11 protein-coding genes and 1 pseudogene are annotated in these 18030 nt (G+C 35.4%); 5 read left to right on the top strand and 7 right to left on the bottom strand.

The window, feature by feature from the left end:
- Positions 1-211: pseudogene (locus tag AC13DP_RS16010) on the bottom strand (IS4 family transposase); the annotation flags it as partial.
- Between the two features lie 243 nt (positions 212-454).
- Positions 455-1072 (bottom strand): toxin-antitoxin system YwqK family antitoxin, encoded by a 618-nt coding sequence (locus tag AC13DP_RS16005; protein ID WP_347406613.1) that lies wholly within the window; start codon positions 1070-1072, stop codon positions 455-457.
- Between the two features lie 274 nt (positions 1073-1346).
- Here AC13DP_RS16005 and AC13DP_RS16000 point away from each other — a divergent pair, with 274 nt between their 5' ends.
- Positions 1347-2321: a fasciclin domain-containing protein gene (locus AC13DP_RS16000; protein WP_347406614.1), complete on the top strand. Its 975-nt coding sequence runs from the start codon at positions 1347-1349 to the stop codon at positions 2319-2321.
- 177 nt (positions 2322-2498) lie between these two features.
- On the opposite strand, the gene AC13DP_RS15995 is transcribed toward AC13DP_RS16000, so the two are convergent.
- A complete protein-coding gene (locus tag AC13DP_RS15995; protein ID WP_013072342.1) occupies positions 2499-2792 on the bottom strand; it encodes a hypothetical protein in 294 nt (97 codons plus the stop codon).
- 83 nt (positions 2793-2875) lie between these two features.
- Here AC13DP_RS15995 and AC13DP_RS15990 point away from each other — a divergent pair, with 83 nt between their 5' ends.
- Positions 2876-3799: a LysR family transcriptional regulator gene (locus AC13DP_RS15990; protein ID WP_347406615.1), complete on the top strand. Its 924-nt coding sequence runs from the start codon at positions 2876-2878 to the stop codon at positions 3797-3799.
- Between the two features lie 138 nt (positions 3800-3937).
- On the opposite strand, the gene AC13DP_RS15985 is transcribed toward AC13DP_RS15990, so the two are convergent.
- The 4 genes from AC13DP_RS15985 to bshC all read right to left on the bottom strand — a co-directional run bounded on the left by AC13DP_RS15985 (position 3938) and on the right by bshC (position 11539).
- Complete coding sequence (locus AC13DP_RS15985) at positions 3938-6268, bottom strand: DUF2309 domain-containing protein (RefSeq protein ID WP_347406616.1); 2331 nt, start codon at positions 6266-6268, stop codon at positions 3938-3940.
- 120 nt (positions 6269-6388) lie between these two features.
- A complete protein-coding gene (locus AC13DP_RS15980; RefSeq protein WP_347406617.1) occupies positions 6389-7819 on the bottom strand; it encodes a proton-conducting transporter transmembrane domain-containing protein in 1431 nt (476 codons plus the stop codon).
- Between the two features lie 737 nt (positions 7820-8556).
- Positions 8557-9921: a pyridoxal phosphate-dependent decarboxylase family protein gene (locus AC13DP_RS15975; RefSeq protein WP_272959162.1), complete on the bottom strand. Its 1365-nt coding sequence runs from the start codon at positions 9919-9921 to the stop codon at positions 8557-8559.
- A 1-nt stretch (position 9922) separates the two neighbouring features.
- Entirely contained in the window at positions 9923-11539 is a 1617-nt protein-coding gene (bshC, locus tag AC13DP_RS15970) for a bacillithiol biosynthesis cysteine-adding enzyme BshC (protein WP_483068104.1), read from the bottom strand.
- 116 nt (positions 11540-11655) lie between these two features.
- On the opposite strand from bshC, the gene AC13DP_RS15965 reads away from it, so the two are divergent.
- The 3 genes from AC13DP_RS15965 to AC13DP_RS15955 all read left to right on the top strand — a co-directional run bounded on the left by AC13DP_RS15965 (position 11656) and on the right by AC13DP_RS15955 (position 17765).
- Entirely contained in the window at positions 11656-14127 is a 2472-nt protein-coding gene (locus AC13DP_RS15965; RefSeq protein ID WP_483068103.1) for a M14 family metallopeptidase, read from the top strand.
- Positions 14128-14202: 75 nt separating this feature from the next.
- Positions 14203-14745: a hypothetical protein gene (locus tag AC13DP_RS15960; protein WP_228251208.1), complete on the top strand. Its 543-nt coding sequence runs from the start codon at positions 14203-14205 to the stop codon at positions 14743-14745.
- Positions 14746-14948: 203 nt separating this feature from the next.
- A complete protein-coding gene (locus AC13DP_RS15955) occupies positions 14949-17765 on the top strand; it encodes a M16 family metallopeptidase (protein WP_483068102.1) in 2817 nt (938 codons plus the stop codon).
- Positions 17766-18030: the final 265 nt, after the last annotated feature.

The following is an 18030-nucleotide window of genomic DNA, read 5'->3' as shown; positions in this document are numbered from 1 at the left end:
CAGAATCATTGAAGGTATCCTCTAGCGTACGTTGGCTCAATTTTTCATTATCCAGGATCCCGAACAATAAAAGATAAAACATTTTTTTACCATGAAGGACCTTTGAATAATGATCGACTTTCGTCTGGGTAGCTAGTTGGGGTAACAGGGCTTCAGGTATAACTTGAAGTAACTCATTTACAGTTACCTTATGATCTTTAAAAACTGACATATAAGACTGATTATCAATATTAAAGATACAAAAAACAAAGAATAAAAGCAAGTTATTTATCTGATAATCAGTAGGTTATTCATATATTTCCTTCGGTATTATAATTAAGAAAAAAGTCTTTATAACAAAAAAGTCGGAAGAATAATCTTCCGACCATGACTGGACGAAAGCCACCTTTTGATTTGTATCTAATTTTACTCGATAATCATGATCACCGGGTTGAGTTAGGCCTGAATGATATTATTATTTTCTTTGTTGATCTTCAATTCGTCTCCCGTTTTTATAATCACCTTCTGCCACTAAACTACCTTCAGGATTATAATAAGTTTGATGACCGTCTAATTCTCCATTTTTATAATTAAGATCTTGTAAAAGCTGCCCATTATCTGCGTAAATCTGACTGCTTCCATTTTTAATTCCGTTAAGGTAATTTGTCTTTTCTCCTACTTTTCCATTTTTAAAATAAGTGGTTTGCAAACCATTTAACTCATCATTTTTGTAATATTCCGTCATCATTATTTGGTCACTTTTATGATGGTACGTGATCCATTTGCCCGCTCTTTTTTTATTCAGCATCATTCCCTCGCTAATTACCTCTCCCTGCTGGGTGTAATACTTTACCGCAATAGAATCGCTACCAGTATCAAAATCCATAATTGCACTTGGATGCTTTTCGTAACCTTTTTTATAGAATTTGAACTTTCCCGTTTCCTTTCCATGATTAAAGGTTCCTTCGAATTTAGTTTGATTGCTTCCAGGAAAATTTACTTTCCATTCGCCGTGCCTTTTGCCCTGCGCATCATTCAAATTTGGTCCCTCCTGAGCATTTAAGTTTTGCAGAGTCAAAAAAAGTAAGCTCAAAATTGCGATTTTAGATATTAGCCTTTTTGAAGTTAAATGAAATAAGCTCATTATTTTGTTGATTTTTAAGCGAATAAATTTAGTTTAAACATTGGGTTTTGAAAAATTGAATCTTTCAATATAGCTTTAACTCTTCGAAACCAATATTTTATCAAGATGGGTATAATTGGTTTTCCAATTTTAAAAGCCTCAATCAGGTTTTTCATATTAACAGAGATTACACAAATATTAATTATTCTCTGCTTATTTTAGTCTTTATTTAAAACTAAAATTGATGAAATTTATTCTGAAATTAGCAAAGATCATACTAATTTTTATTTTTTGCAGCATAATAATCTCCTGCGGTACATCAGATGATCCCGGCGATGTCATTATTCCTGATAATACGATAAACAATTTTATTCTTAATAATTCTAATTATTCGGTTTTAGCCACTGCTTTAAATCGCACGAGCCTGGATTCAGTTTTAAATAGTACGATGCAACAGTACACAATTTTCGCCCCAAATAATTCGGCATTCAATAGTTTCCTTTCTGAAAATGATTATACCAATATCAATGACGTTCCTCTAAAGGAACTAGAAAATTATCTTCGTTATCATATACAGCCGGGAGCGAGTAAGTTAAGTGAATTTCCAGATGGGTATATACGAAGTCTGGGGACTGGGAATGCTTCAGATAGATTGCTTAGCATGTATACTTCAACTTTAGATGATAGCTTTTATATCAATAATGAAGCTGAAGTAGTAGTATCTCAGGGTAATATTTTACTGGATAATGGATATCTGAACCCTATCAGTACTTTTTTGTCCTTACCCAGTATAACTGATTTTTTATTGGTTAGCCAGCAAAGTTCAGATGATAGTTTTGCCAATATTTTATCTGAATCCACTTCTGAAAATTATTTGGCCCGATTGGAAGATGAAGATGCGGTGTTCACTATTCTTCAGGCCTCAGAAGAAGCTATCGCAAATTACTTATCAGAAAACAATTATGCTGTTATTAACGATATTCCACAGGCTAACCTGCAAAAAATTATTGATAATCATATCATTCCGCAAGAAAATGTACGGACCGAAGCTATTGAAGATTCACTGCAGGTTACTGCAAATAGTGGTGCACTACTGAACTTTTACGAAGATAACGGTCCAAAAATCAAATTGGAAAATAATGAGATCATAAATATTATTACGCCAAATATTCAGGCTGTAAATGGAGTAATTCAGATAGTTGATCGTGTAATTGAATAATTGTTATACAAAAGAATATGCTGTTATTATTTAGCTTTTGTATGCGCGATTATCAACAGCTTTGTTTTGTCAGATCTGATAGAAGATGTTTTCAATAAAGACTTGCTACTAAATTTTGATGTATTTTGGTAGTAAAACTCCATGCATTAGATGTTGAAAAAACATTTTCATAATTTTTTAGTTATCTGTAATTTCCGGCTTCTCTTTAATAACAATAGAACTTTCTATACTTAAGATTTTATTTTCCGCTTTGCTACGATTAATAATAGCTGCGATTTTGTCTTTAGACTGCTGTAGTTCCTCTATCCTCTTGTTATAGCGTTCTGCTCCGTCGATCCCACGTTCTTCATAACTAAATATTTGCCTGCTGTTAAAGCGTATCTTATCTTCAATAATGCTAAATAAAATTTCTTCGGCTTCGCCGGGCTTAAATTCCCCGGTGATTAACTTAACTTCATTAAAGTCGTCCATATCTGCTTTTTTAAGAAGTAAATATAATGATGAAATTCATAAGTTATTATTTATATTTACTATACGATACATTAATTAATTTTATGAACTATACTTTAAATCAACTAAAGATATTTTTAAAAATAGCGGAGTTGAAAAGTATTACAAAAGCTTCAGAATCGCTGCATCTTACGCAGCCCGCAGTTTCCATTCAGCTAAAAAATTTTCAGGATCAGTTTGATATCCCACTAACCGAAGTTATTGGCAGACAATTATACGTTACCCCTTATGGTGAAGAAATTGCCAAAGCCGCTGAAAAAATTTTATTGGAGGTTGAAAATATGAAGTATAAATCTTTGGCTTTTAAAGGTAAACTGGCAGGACAACTTACTATAGCCGTAGTTTCTACAGGCAAATATGTGATGCCTTTTTATTTAGCTCCCTTTTTAAGCAAACATAATGGTGTCAACCTGTTTATGGATGTAACCAACCGTTATCAGGTATTGGAAGCTTTAGAAAGAAATGAAGTAGATTTTGCTTTGGTTTCTGTACTACCGGAAAATTTACAAGTCGAAAAAAGAACCTTTATAGACAATAAACTTTTCTTGTTTGGTAGTCCTTCTTTAATAAAATCGGTGCCAATCAAAGGCCAAATAATTCCTGAAAACTTACCTCTGATTTATAGGGAAGAAGGTTCTGCTACCCGACAGGCTATGGAAAAATTTATAAGTCAGAATAAAATTCCAGTAACCAAAAAAATTCAGCTTACTTCTAATGAAGCGGTAAAACAAGCGGTCTTGGCGGGACTGGGCTATAGCATTATGCCTATAATTGGTTTAGAGAATGAAATAAAGAACAACCAGATACAAATTGTGCCTATCCAAAAACTACCCATTGTAACCTCATGGAATTTAATCTGGTTAAAAGGCAAAAAATTTTCACCTGCGGCTGTCGCATATTTAGATTTTCTTACCAAACATATTGAAAGTATTAATGAAGCAAATTTTTCCTGGTTATCTACTTATTAGATTACCAGGAAAAATTTTATATTATGAATAGACCATTGTATTGATTTTGTATCAAAATGGAAGCTTCTATATAAAATCTTTTACACAGATTTCACTCTGTCTCTGGTGCTTCTTAAATCCAACTCAGGTTTATACGATTTAAACAGCAAGTTTTACATCGTCAGTTGTCGAATTGTTATCCAGGTTTTCCCAGTTTAAACCAGGAGCATAACGCTTTATTTCACGGTTTTCTTCAGGATTGATTACCAGTAAGTAAATCCATTCGTTATCCAGTAAGTTTTTTAAGTGAGGTTGTTCTTCTAAAATCTTTTCTACCCTATTCGTAGGTGTTTCAATTACGACCGATAATCGTAAAGGCTGATGATACATCTCTGAATCACTACGCTTTAAAGATTGCAAGGGTAAACCTTTGGTTAAATCACTTCCATTCCCCTGCATCACCCCAAACTTGCCGGTTATATTATGGGTAATTTTAGAGCCTGCACCAAATTTTTCATTGTCTACTGTGCTAAAGTAATAGTGATTATTAATCCATTGGGTAACCACCATAGGTCCTTGCATGATTGCAGATAAAGCAGTTCCGTCTTTATCGGTTTTCCAATCGTAAGATTGCAGAAAACATCTCCCGTTTAAATTGAGCCCTTTGGTAAGTCCCCTTGGGGCAATGATAAAACTGGCATTTTTGGCCAAGCCCCATTCAGGTCTGGTTTCCGACCAGTTATGTGATTTTTTGTGAGCTAACTTTAAACTCTCTTTTTTGCTTCCCAGTCGTTCGCGGCTCGCTTCTAGCTGTGCCAGCTTCAGACTTTCAGTAATTTTCAAAAGTGCTTCTTTATGATTTGGAGCAAATTCGGTATCAAAGATCTCTATTTCATCGGTAACCGTATTATGCTCGGCTCCCAGGAAAATTGTATTTTCCGGTATATCGATTCCAAAATTATTTTTTAATGCTAGCCTTACTTCTTTTTCATTAGCAATAGAGGCTAAAGTCCGTGCATTGTGCCTTCCAGGGTTTCCTGCACAGGCACCGCAATCTAAACTGGAAGCAAATGGATTATTAGAAGTGTGACTACCGTGACCGGTAAAAATGATAACGGGAGCAAAGATTTTCCAACCGGTTAAATCAAAAGTGGCTTTTACAAGGCTTACTTTTTCTTCTAAAGAAATATCGTGTTTATGCTCCTTTTTTGCCAGTTTAGGCTCGTAGCTTTTTTCTGAAGCTATCTTATCACCGTTCATTAGTTTATGGTATTTGGTAGGTAGCAAGGTTCTACCAAGCAAAGACAAACCATAAAGAATTCCTGTCCCCTCTACATACCCAAAGGCAGAAGGCAGCATATTTTTCAATCTTTTAAAGAAATAGTTTTTAAACTTGATTTTTTTGAGTTGCTTTTTATAAGCTTTTGCCTGAGTCTCTTTTCCTGGTTTTACATCATAAGAAACCTTGTAAGCAGAATTCAGAATTGGAGGGCAGGATTTTCTTGTTAAACCATCTTCAGTGCTTTTATAATCCATTGCGATGCCAAAGAAACCTGCATATCCAAATGTTTCATAATTGCCTGTTTCTTCAATTTTTCTTCTTATCAGTTCAGACCGTGTATCGATACAAAACACCATTTGTGCATCTGGTATGTTATTGTTTGTTTCAGGCACTCGATTATGGATATATTTTTCAGTAAGCTCTTTTTGCCAGCTTATTTCCCAGGCTTTTAGAAACAAATAAGACAGTTCCTGTTGTTCATTGGCAGTTTCAAAAGCAGGTGCTACATCTATAAGTAAGTTTAATTTTTCTGCAATCGTAAGCCTAACCGCCAAGTACTCCAAAATAGTAATGGGCGCTTTTTTTCTCCATCCCGAGTCTGAAGTTTGGCGTTGTTTGATATACCCCACCCATCCCGGCAGACTGGTTAAATGAAACTGAATGCTATTTTGTACCTCTTCTTTAGAAAAATTCTGAAATAATTGGTCTAAAGCTGCAGTAGCTGTTTGTGGCGTATCTTTATATATTTGATAGTCCTTGTCGTATTTGGCTAAACCTAACCAGGCTTTATAAAAACCCTTTTCCCTGTTGGGCATAGGCCATTCTGCCACGCCTTCATCCATAAAAATAGAAAGCCACTTGAGCATTAATCTATTTAGTTTTAAGTTATCCGGCTGTTCTTTTATTGCTGAAACCTGACCAAGAATCTTTAGATAAGCTTCTATAGAATCCTGATAGCCATTTTCTATTAATAAATTCTCTAATTCAGCACTATAAAGTTCTCTGCTATCCAGCGCTTCCCTGAATACTTCGGCATTAGGATATCCATGCGCATTATAAAATGTGGAAGCTCTGCTTACGGCTTCCTTAAAATGATATTCCTCAAAACCTGAAAGTTGATTGGAGGTTATATAAGCATATAATGGCGAAGTTTTATCTACGATTTTAGAGATTTCTTCCAGGGATTTTTTCCATTCAGTTGTTTTCACGAGAATACATTTAGATTAAACATTGGATGCTAAACTTTTAAAGCGATCAATAGATATTAATTGGTTTATTGCTTTTCACTAGTTTCAGATAATCATCGGGATATGAATAAGGTTCGCATCCTAATTATTTTTTGAATTGAAAATAGTTTTATGATGGGGTTGCGAATCATTGATTAACTTGAGGTAAAGCCAGGGATATTTTTGGTAAACCCCTAATTTCATTAAGAAAAAGCCAATTAAAAATACAATTCCAAAAACGATATGGACCCAAGAAATATCTACAGGATTATCAATTAGTGGTAATGGATGCATTAAGTAGGTAACCGCATTATAAAGCCCTGCATACAAAACGATACCCAACACAAACATGAGTGTGGGATAAAATACTTTTTGATAGGTTGTCAAACTCTTCTCTTTAAAAATGTTATAAGCTACTTGACCTACCGTTATGGCTACAACCAGCGTTAAAATAATTCCGCTATCGGCACTGGTCCCTTTACCGGTTAAGAAAGAAAACAGAATGGCACCCAAACTTCCAAAAATTAGTACCGCAAACGCCTCTGCTGCTTTTATTTTTATTTTTAATCTTGAAGAAGGTTCACTTTTTTTAATTTCTTCACCTGCTGAAAGGAATAGATAAGCCTTGTAAAAGCCGTGTAAAATAAGGTGAGCTACAGCCGCATTAAAAAACCCCAAACCACATTGCATAATCATAAAGCCCATTTGTGCGATGGTAGAACAAGCTAATTTTTGCTTGATATTTACCTGCAGAAGTTTGGTAAACTGCGCCGTAACTGCGGTAATACCGCCTACCACAAAAAGGATCGTTAAGGTGTTAGAAGCAAAAAGCAAGCTTGAAAAGAAGGCCAGTAAAATTCCGCCTCCGTTCACAAAACCGGCGTGCATTAAGGCTGAAGCTGGCGTAGGTGAAGTCATCACCGACATTAACCAGCGCTGAAACGGAAATATGGCTGATTGAATAATGGCTGCTAATATTAGGGCTAAGGCTGCACCAATTTTGGCAAATAAAGGTAAATCATCTACCTGCTCACTTATTTGTACGATGGTATATTCATTGGTATACCAGGCCAATAAAAATAATCCCACCCCAAGGCAAAAAGAACCTAAGAGAAAAAATTTCTGCGCGTAAATTGCAGCCGCTTTGGCCTCCGGCCAATCTTTATTAACACCTATTAAATTGGCCATAAAAACTCCCATAAACACCCAACAGCCTAAAAACAGGAGGATATGATTAGCCATAACCAGACTTATAACTGAAAGTGTAAAGCCCAAACAATTTAAAATAAAACTTCTCCTAAATTTAAATCCTACCAGGTAATTTTTGGAATAGCTAGTGATAAGTGCCGCAAAGAATAATACAACTGTCCAGATTAGAAAACTAAAACTATTGATATAAATAATCCCTCCAAATTTCCATTCCGGTAAGTTAGAGTAAGAAATAATTATAAATAACAGATTAGCCGCAAAAAGTGCCCAAAGCACCAGGTTTGCTAATGAAAAAAGGCCCGTAGATTTTTTGTTTGCGTTCACTTGTTGAGCTTTCACGAATATTTTCAGATTTAAATTATTTATCGTTGCAAATGTCTAAAACATAATTTATATATTTTTATTTATATATTCTATATAAATCATTAATTAAATTTATGCTTTTATTTTTACGGATTTTAAGTTAAAACATTTCTGAAGAAAACTATGCTTTTTTAAAAATTAAGAAGACATAAAATAGTATCATAAATCATGTACTTTATAAAAAATAGTCATTATTAACCGCTAGCTACTTTAATAGTTCCCGGGTATAAACCGAAAAATATTAAAACTTTCGAAGTGACATCGATATTCATCGGCACCGGAATATTCTAACTTTTATCGATATTCATAAAACAAAGGCTATCTAAGAAAGATGATCATCTTTTATTATATACACAATTTTATTTATATCTAATGATCTATAAATAAATCTGGTTATATTCCTCATGTTATGGATTAACACAACGCAATGATTATGAATCGGACTTTCTGAGCAACGATGTAAAAGAAAAAATTAAAAAATCTCTCCATTTAGGTCGTTTTATGGATAAGGCAGGATATATTATAATTATAAAAGCTCTAACGTGAAGGAACCAAGAAGCCTCCAACGAGGACTTTACTTTTAAATGAACAAAAACATCAAAAGCTTTATTATGCACAAAAAATTGATCGCAACCTCAAGAAAGATCAAGGTTGGAGCTGAGTTTATTAGTTAAATGCTTTATTGCTTCAACCGAATCCTATTTCATCGATGCTAGGATCTTATCGATATCGTCTTCCGTTGTATCTGGATTGATAAAGCAGAAACGCGCTACTGTTTCTTTTTTCCAGGTGGTTGGCGTAACCAATGCGAAACCAGAATTGTGATTTTTATAGGTCCAGTCTTTATATTGATCTGGCGTCCAGTCTTTTCTTCTAAATAAAACCACCGATAAGCTAGAAGGTCGCACCACCTCAACATGCTCGCTTTCATTTATTTTGTTCTCAGCAATTTTAGCAAGCTCAATACCTCGTTCAATGGCCTGCTTATATTTATCTGTTCCGTGCATGGCCAAAGAAAACCACAAAGGCATACCGCGTACACGACGTGTTAATTGAATTTGATAATCTGCTGGATTAAAGCCCTGTGCCCCTTCATCTTTAAAAATTTCTAAATACGCTCCTTTTTGAGAATGGGCATTTTTGGCATGTTTTAAATCCTTATAAATTACCGCCCCACAATCATAGGGAGAAAAAAGCCATTTATGAGGATCTATCGTAATGCTATCGGCTTTTTCGATACCGTTAAATAAATGTCGAACTGAATTTGCTGCTAAAGCGCCACCACCGTAAGCACAGTCTACATGAAACCAAACATTTTCCTGTTCGCAAACACTAGCTATAGAATCCAGTTCATCTATTATTCCGGCATTGGTTGTTCCTCCGGTAGCCACAACCGCAAATAAACGTTTTCTATCTTTTTCTTCAAGCTCTTCAATCGCTCTACGAAGTTCTGCGCCAGTGATCCTTTCATCGTGATTATCGATCATCACTACATCGGCATCAATAACCTTAGCCATAGCCTGTACCGAACTATGTGCCCCATCTGAAGTTAATAGCAATCCGCGTACACTTACATTATCTGAAGATCTTCTTCGCCATTCTTCCCTTGCCGCAACCATAGCCGAGAGATTTGCTGCCGTACCGCCACTGGTAAAAACCCCAAATGCGGTTTCCGGCAAACCGGTAAGAGAAACCAGCCATTTCATCGCCTGGTTTTCACAAAAAATTCCACCGGCACCTTCCATCCAATATGCGCCATGAATACTGGAAGCCGAGGTTACCAAATCGAACATAATAGCTGCCCGGGTTGGTGCTGCAGGAACAAAAGCTAAATGCCTTGGATGATCAATAGGCACACAGGCCTTTACCAGAACATCTTTAAAAAGTTTAAAGGCATTCTCCCCTCCAATCCCATTGGGTGTGATGGTCTCCCCTACAATTCGTAATAATTCTTCTTCCTTTTTAGGAGCGCCAAGCTCTGGTGTTATATTCGAGATACGATCTATGGTATATTTCATAACGTCTAGCGTCATTTCTACCAGATCCATATCTATCGTATGCATCTTATTTTGTTCCAAAAGTGAGAATTTTAAAATGTTGTTCTAAAGGATTTAAATGCTCAAAAAGTGTATCTAAAAGCTCCTGACCGTACATGGCATAAACTTCAGAAAAATTGGTTTGTCGCTCTTGTAAACTCTTATTGGGGAAAAGTTGATTTTGTAAAGCTGCGATTCGGCTTACCTCATCTTTTAATTTTCGTTTTTGCGCTTTCAGCAATCGTTTTTCCAGATGATCTAATCCTTTTAATTGTTTTACTTCCTGTGCCTTGACTGCACCAAGAAAAGATTTATCGGTTTTTTCAGCTAAATCGTACATTTCTTGAAACTGATTTACCAAATATTCCTTTTGTTTGCTGAAATCAATATCGATATTCGATATTTTACGAACTTTTCTATTGATTAATTCGTGCTGCTTTAAAAAAAGTTCTTTGTTAGAAATATCTAATTTCTTCCGCTTTTCTTTTTGCTTTTCGGTTTGTAGTAAGGCTGAATTTCGCAGCAGTAGCATCGGGAAAGGCACGTTTTCAGCTTCAAAATAATCTTTTAATTCCATCCAGTAAGCCAATTCGCCGCCACCACCGATATAACATAAGTTAGGCAAAATAACTTCCTGAAAAAGTGGTCGCATCATCACGTTTGGGCTAAAATGCTGCGGTTGCTCATGCAACTCAGCAATAATCTCCTCTTTAGTCCATTCTATTTGCTTCTCGTGTACATAAAATCTTCCGTCTCGTTTTATAATACGTTCACGATACCCATTATTTAAATAGAAAAGGTTGATTTCACGTGGATTCACCTGTACATTATAGCCTAGATTGGATAATTTTTCGGTGTTTTCTTTAGTTGTTTTAAAAGAGCGTTGCTCAAGCAATTCATTTTCAGCAAAAGGAATAAACAATTTTTTAAGTTCGGGTTGTTGTGCGCCCATAATGACTAGCCCATATTCCTTAAAAAGTTCATTGGCCAGATAACGTGTTGCCTCAGTTAAATTGCTGTGTTTTAAATAGGTGTTTTTAAACAAGAATTTCAAATATTCAGCATCCTTACCACCCCCAATTTCTGAGGAAAACAGTTCAAAAACCTCCTTCAGGCCTTCCGTTGATAAATAACCTACCGCATCAATACCCGCACCTTTTTCTGTAGAATTCCATTGAAATTTCTTCCCGTTTAAATTAAAATAATTAATTTCAGCAAAATCATGATCTTCAGTAGCCATCCAGTAAATCGGTACAAAATCATATTCCGGATGCTTCTTTTTAAGGATTTTAGTAAGATTGATTACTGAAATGATCTTATATAAAAAATACAGCGGCCCGGTAAACAAATTTAGTTGATGTCCGGTGGTGATGGTAAATGTAGTGTCTTTAGAAAGTGCTTCAATATTGTCCAAGGTAGCATCAGAAATTTCAACTCCGTTGTATTGTTTCTTAAGGCTTTCTACCAGAACCTTTCTATTTTCCGAAGAAAAACTTTGTTGCTTTTCTTTAATTTGAGCTTCAAAATTTCCAATTTCAGGAAATCGATGATAAAATGGAGATAATTCTTCCTTCTTTTCCAGGTAATCCAAAATAAGTTTGGAAAAATAATTGGTTTCGGAATACGAAATACAATCAGTAGGCATACACTTTTTTTGAGTTTGCTAAGATACCGAAGATATAACTTTTATCCACTAAATTTTAGTTAATTCCCCTGTCTACCCTATCTTTACTACAATTAATTAAACCCCTCACTCATTTTATGAAGAATAAATTACTCCTAATTACCTTTACGATCCTGAGTTTTGTAAATGTAAAAGCACAGGTAAAATCACCCTCAGATTTTTTAGGATATGAACTTGGAAGCCAATTTTCAAGACATGCCGATGTTGTAGATTATTTTAAATATATCGCAGAAAAATCTCCTTTAGTTACTTATCACACTTACGGTAAAACCAATGAAAGACGACCACTTACCTATGCCGTGATTTCTACAAAAGAAAATCTTGGAAACATCGAGGAAATCAGAAAAAATCACTTGCGCCAAACCGGCATCTTAGACGGCACTCCCACAACCGATAAAGCCATCGTTTGGTTAAGTTATAACGTGCATGGTAATGAAGCATCTAGTACGGAAGCTTCGATGAAAACCCTTTATAATCTTATTACTGAAAAGCAGGACTGGTTAAAAAACACCATCGTTATTATCGATCCTTGTGTGAATCCCGATGGACGTGATCGTTATGCCAACTGGTATAACCAGGTAAAGCAAACGCCATTTAGTACTTCACAAGATGCTGCTGAACATTACGAGCCATGGCCCGGTGGCAGGCCTAACCATTATTTATACGACCTAAACCGTGATTGGGTTTGGGCCACACAGGTTGAAACAAAAAGCCGTTTAAAAATCTATAATCAGTGGATGCCGCATATTCATGTCGATTTTCATGAACAGGGAATTAACAACCCCTATTATTTTGCTCCCGCAGCCGAGCCATTCCATGATATTATTACGCCTTTTCAAAGAGACTTCCAGACAAGAATTGGTAAAAACAACGCTAAATATTTTGATAAAGAAGGATGGTTATTTTTCACTAAAGAAAGTTTTGATTTGCTTTATCCAAGTTATGGTGACACCTATCCAACATATATGGGAGCTATTGGGATGACCTACGAACAGGCAGGTCATGGCCGTGGCGGATTAGGAATCAAAACCGACCAGGGTTATATTTTAACCTTAAAAGACCGAATTGAACACCATTTTACTACAGGAATATCGACCATAGAAATGGCGTCAAAAAATGCAGAAGAACTTTCACAAGAATTCAGTAATTATTTTAGCGATCTTGATAGAAAATATCAAACTTTTGCACTTAATGGCGATAAAGACAAAATTGATGCTTTAAAAGAATTATTAGATCGTCATGAAATTAAATATTCTAACGCCAGATCTGGCGAAAAAATATCAGGGTACAGCTTTACTGAAAACAAAGATGGAAATTTAATCACCACAGATCAAACCTTACTGGTGAGCACCCAACAACCAAAAGGACATATGGTTGAAGTACTTTTTGAACCTAAAACAAAATTAAACGACTCGATCACCTATGACATCACGGCATGGAGCTTAGCTTATGCCTATGGTTTAAATGCTGTTGCAAGTACTAAAGCTTATTCCGGAAAAAATACTACGGAAACATCGAATATAAATAATACAGTAAATGCTGAAGGTGCAGGATATATCGCCAAATGGAATAGCATGAAAGATGCCGAATTTTTAGCGGCTTTATTAAAGCAGAATGTAAAAGTTAGGTTTAGCGAACTTCCTTTTTCTTCGGAAGGGAAAAAATTTAGTGCTGGTAGTTTAATTATTACAAAAAGTGATAATAAAAATCTCGAAGATTTTAATGAAATTGTGATTGCAACCGCAAATGAATTAAAAAGAGAACTGACCATAGCCAATACAAGTTTTGTAACCAGCGGACCCGATTTTGGATCTCCAGATGTAAAATTAATCGGTAATCCTAAAATTGCCATTCTTCGCGGTGAAGGGACTTCTTCCCTTAATTACGGGGAAATCTGGTATTTCTTTGAGCAGGAATTAGATTATCCTGTAACCGCTATCGGTACCGATTATTTTAACCGAATCGATCTTGATTCTTACGATATTTTAATAATCCCGGAAGGTTATTACGCAAGCGTGTTAGGTGAAAATGCTGTAAAAAAGATACAAGACTTTGTTCGCGCTGGTGGAAAAATGATCACCATTGGAAGAGCTGTTGGTTATTTTGCGGGTAAAGATGGTTTTAATATCAAACAAAATCATGATGAGGAAAATAAAGATGATGCTGATAAGCCGAATCTTACGCCTTACAGCATGAGACAACGAGAAAGCATTAAAAATAATAGTCCAGGAAGTATTGTTAAAACCACAGTTGATAATACGCATCCACTGGCTTTTGGATATGATAAAACGTATTTCAGTCTTAAACTGGGCAGTAGTAATTATGGAATACTTAGCAAAGGTTATAATGTTGCTTATATGCAGGAACCTCAGGTAGTTTCTGGATTTGTAGGAAGCGAAGCCTATAAAACACTTGAGAATTCTGTTGTTTTTGCTGAAGAAAATATGGGGCGCGGTAGCGTAATCTACATGGTAGATAATCCATTATTCAGATCGTTCTGGCAGAATGGTAAATTGTTTTTTGCTAATGCCTTATTTATGGTTGATTAGTTATTAATTAATTCAGCTTTCCTCGATGCTCAGTACTTGGCACTATCATTAAAAAAACATATAAACACTTTAAATTTGAATTTAAAAATAATAATAATTTCAGTATTACTTTGCTTTCCTTTATTCACTCAAGCCCAAGAAGATAAAAAAATTTACACTTCTACAAATATCCTAGAAATTTATAAAAACACAGAAGGAACTTTGATTCATCAACAAAATAAGCTTAATAAAGGGTGGGGTTTTGAATTGAATTCTCTTCACGGGATTTTTATTTTGAAAAAATTTATTTTGTCTGCAGGAATTGGAATAAATTTTAATATTGATGAAGAATACAAATCGATTCCAGCTATATTGGAAGTTAGGTTCAACCTTTATGATTACGGACTTAACAGTCCTTTCGTTCTATTGAATACAGGGAAAAACATAAAAATCGGTAGCTTTTTACCGGGTCAGACTGCCAAATTAGGTGTAGGCTATAATTTCGAGAGTGATTACAATTTTCAGTATACAATCGAAATTTTCAAAAAATCTAAAACCTATTATACCAGCGAAGTCCAGGATGTTAACTATAATTATCCTGCCGACGGCTATGGAGTTTCTGTGGGAATAACGTTTTAACTAGCTGATCCAAAAGAAATATGCACCAAAACTGATATGAGCAAGCAATTCTTAAATTAGTTTTTAGCTGAATCTCTGAGTTGGCGTTCATCACTTAATTGAGTATATTTTATAATTCGGAAAGCAAATCAAAATTACATAAATACTTTATACTTTTTACTGGCTAACTGTAAACTGTTAACCGTTCACTGAAAACTCAAACAATGACATTAAAAAAAATACTTATACTTTTTTATGTGCTATTCGTTTATACGCTAAATGCGCAGGAAGATAGTTCGCTAAAAGTAAACTTTGAAAGTTTTACATTGCCTAATGGCCTTACCGTTATTATGCATACCGATCATTCAGATCCTGTAGTTGCAGTGGCGCTAACTGCACACGTAGGATCGGCGAGAGAGAAAGAGAATCGTACCGGTTTTGCTCATTTATTCGAGCATTTATTATTTCTGGAATCTGAGAACCTGGGTAAAGGCGGACTCGATAAAATGAGTGCAAGAATTGGTGGTTCTGGTGCCAATGGATCGACTAGTCGCGATCGCACCAACTTTTTTCAAACAGTACCTAAAGATGCTCTTGAAAAAATGATCTGGGCAGAAGCCGATAAATTAGGCTTCTTTATCAATACGGTAACCAAACCGGTCTTGGCCAAAGAAAAGCAGGTGGTTAAAAACGAAAAAAGACAGAGTTATGATAACCGGCCTTATGGACATACGATGTATGTTATCGACAAAAATCTTTATCCTAAAGATCATCCATACAACTGGCAGGTCATTGGTAGTTTAGAGGATCTTCAAAATGCTACACTTCAGGATGTAAAAGATTTCTATAATCAATGGTATGTCCCTAATAATGTGATTTTAACGATTGCCGGTGATTTTGATAAAGAAAAGGCAAAACAATGGGTGCATAAATATTTTGATGAAATCCCTTCTGGAGAAGAAATTAAAAGACAGGAAAAGCAATTAGTAGATCTCGAGGAGACCAAAAAATTGTATTACGAGGACAACTTTGCGCGTCTGCCCGAATTAACTATGGCTTGGCCTAGCGTTTATTCGTATCATGAAGATTCTTATGCCCTCTCTATTCTGGCTGAATATTTAAGTAGCGGAAAAAATGCGCCTTTGTACAAAAAACTTGTAGAAGAAAAAGAATTCACGGGATCTGTTAACATGTACAATTATAGCTCTGAACTTGCCGGGGAACTATTGCTTCAGGTTAGAGCTTACGAGGGAAAAGATTTAGATAGTGTAGCTGCGGCAATCGAAGAAACTTTTGCTGAATTTGCCAAAAACGGAATTTCAGATAAAGACCTTAAACGTATAAAAGCCGGACAGGAAACCAGTTTTTATAATAGTATTAGTAGCGTCCTGGGAAAAGGCTTTAAGCTAGCCCAATATCAGATTTTTGCCAACGATCCTAACTTTATCAATAAAGAAATGAACAAGCTCCTGGCGGTAAGCAAGGAAGACGTGATGCAAGTTTTTAATAAATACATCAAAGATCAGAATTATGTGGCTACAAGTTTTGTACCTAAAGGGCAAAAAACATTAGCACTGGAAAATTCTAAACCCGCAGAAATTGATGAAGAGCAAATCGTTGAAGGGGCTGAAGAGGATTTTGATGCCTCCCAACAAGCCGATTACGAAAAAACTCCATCCAGCTTTGATAGAAGTCTTGAGCCTCCCTATGCTGCCACACCACAGCTTACTACTCCTGCAGTTTGGAAAGATTTTATGCCTTCAGGAATGCAGGTTTATGGAATCACTAATAGCGAGGTTCCCCTAGTGAAATTTGAATTTCAGTTGGAGGGTGGATTACTCTTGGAAAACCCAAACAAAACTGGAGTCTCTAATTTACTGGCAGAAATTTTAGGGGAAGGAACAGCGAATAAAACCCCGGAAGAATTAGAAGAAGCCATCGCTTTGTTAGGTGCCCATATCAGGATTAATTCGAGCAAAACTCAAATTAGTGTTTCCGGTAGTACTTTGGCTAAAAACTTTACAGAAACTATCGCTCTGGTTGAAGAAATATTATTGCGCCCAAGATGGGACGAAGAAGAATTTAAACTGGCAAAACAGCAGGTGCTTAACCAGCTTGAAGAAGAAAAAGCAAATCCAGACGTTATCGCCAATATGGAATTTCAAAAACTGATCTATGGCGAAAGAAATATACTATCTAAAAATATACTTGGAACTAAGTCTAGTGTTGAGGCTATTAACATTCAGGATCTAAAGGATTATTACCAAGAAAATTTGACACCACAGCGCACCAAATTTTTAGTGGTGGGTGCGGTGGATAAAAGTCAGGCCACCGATGCTTTAAAATCAATTTCGGCAAACTGGCCGGCAAAAAATGTGCAGTTGCCCAGGATTACCAAACCTGAACTTCCAAAAAAATCGAAGGTATATTTCTATGATATTCCGGGAGCGAAACAATCTGTTTTTAGGTTTGGCTCACCGGCGATGGCAGCTACCAGTAAAGATTTTTATCCGGCAGAAGTAATGAATTACCGGTTGGGCGGTGGTAGTTTTGCTTCCCAGCTTACCCAGCAATTACGGGAAGGTAAAGGCTATACATATGGCATTAGATCGGGATTTTTTGGAGATAAATATGCAGGTTCGTTTATGATTTCTACCGGTGTAAGAACCAATATTACAGATGATGCTGCTAAACTTGTAAAGAATATATTGCAAAATTATCCAGAGAATTTTAATCAGTATGACCTGGAGGTTACTAAAAGCTATATGATAAAGAGTAACATGCGTAAATTTGAAACTTTAGATGCTAAACTTAATATGCTTAGTGAAATTAGTAATTACGATCGTGATTACGATTATATTAAGCAAAGAGAAGAACTGGTTAATAAGTTGGATATTCTTAATATTCAGGATTTAGCAAAAAAATATATCAATCCAAACCGGATGTATTATTTAATTGTTGGTGATGCTAAGACTCAACTAGATAAACTAGGGCAACTGGGCTTTGGAAACCCCATACTTTTAAACCCTGAACAGGAATAAGTTTAATCAAAATTCGTAAAATATGCCCCATTCTTTAATTATTAAGAATGGGGCTTGTTATTTAAAAAAATAATATATTAAAAGCTTATGCATTGAGATAACATCATATTTTATATTTTGTAATACTAATCTTCCTCTTTTGTACTGATTTGGAGAAGAGAAAAACAGCATTCAATGTTTAGACTTCCTAAAGACTGTTCTATAATAACACTTTAAACTTTCTAAAAAATAAATGTTTAAATAACATTTGTATATTTAACCTAAG

It is taken from the genome of Zunongwangia sp. L-65 (assembly GCF_056859415.1).
Note: the sequence above shows the minus strand (reverse complement) of the source record. Positions and strands in the feature narration are given on the sequence as shown.

What these genes read in the sequence shown, in the direction of transcription:
- AC13DP_RS16000 (WP_347406614.1), top strand. Translation starts at nt 1,347, where the DNA reads ATGAAATTTATTCTGAAATTAGCAAAGATCATACTAATTTTTATTTTT.
- AC13DP_RS15995 (WP_013072342.1), bottom strand. Translation starts at nt 2,792, where the DNA reads ATGGACGACTTTAATGAAGTTAAGTTAATCACCGGGGAATTTAAGCCC.
- AC13DP_RS15990 (WP_347406615.1), top strand. Translation starts at nt 2,876, where the DNA reads ATGAACTATACTTTAAATCAACTAAAGATATTTTTAAAAATAGCGGAG.
- AC13DP_RS15975 (WP_272959162.1), bottom strand. Translation starts at nt 9,921, where the DNA reads ATGCATACGATAGATATGGATCTGGTAGAAATGACGCTAGACGTTATG.
- bshC (WP_483068104.1), bottom strand. Translation starts at nt 11,539, where the DNA reads ATGCCTACTGATTGTATTTCGTATTCCGAAACCAATTATTTTTCCAAA.
- AC13DP_RS15965 (WP_483068103.1), top strand. Translation starts at nt 11,656, where the DNA reads ATGAAGAATAAATTACTCCTAATTACCTTTACGATCCTGAGTTTTGTA.
- AC13DP_RS15955 (WP_483068102.1), top strand. Translation starts at nt 14,949, where the DNA reads ATGACATTAAAAAAAATACTTATACTTTTTTATGTGCTATTCGTTTAT.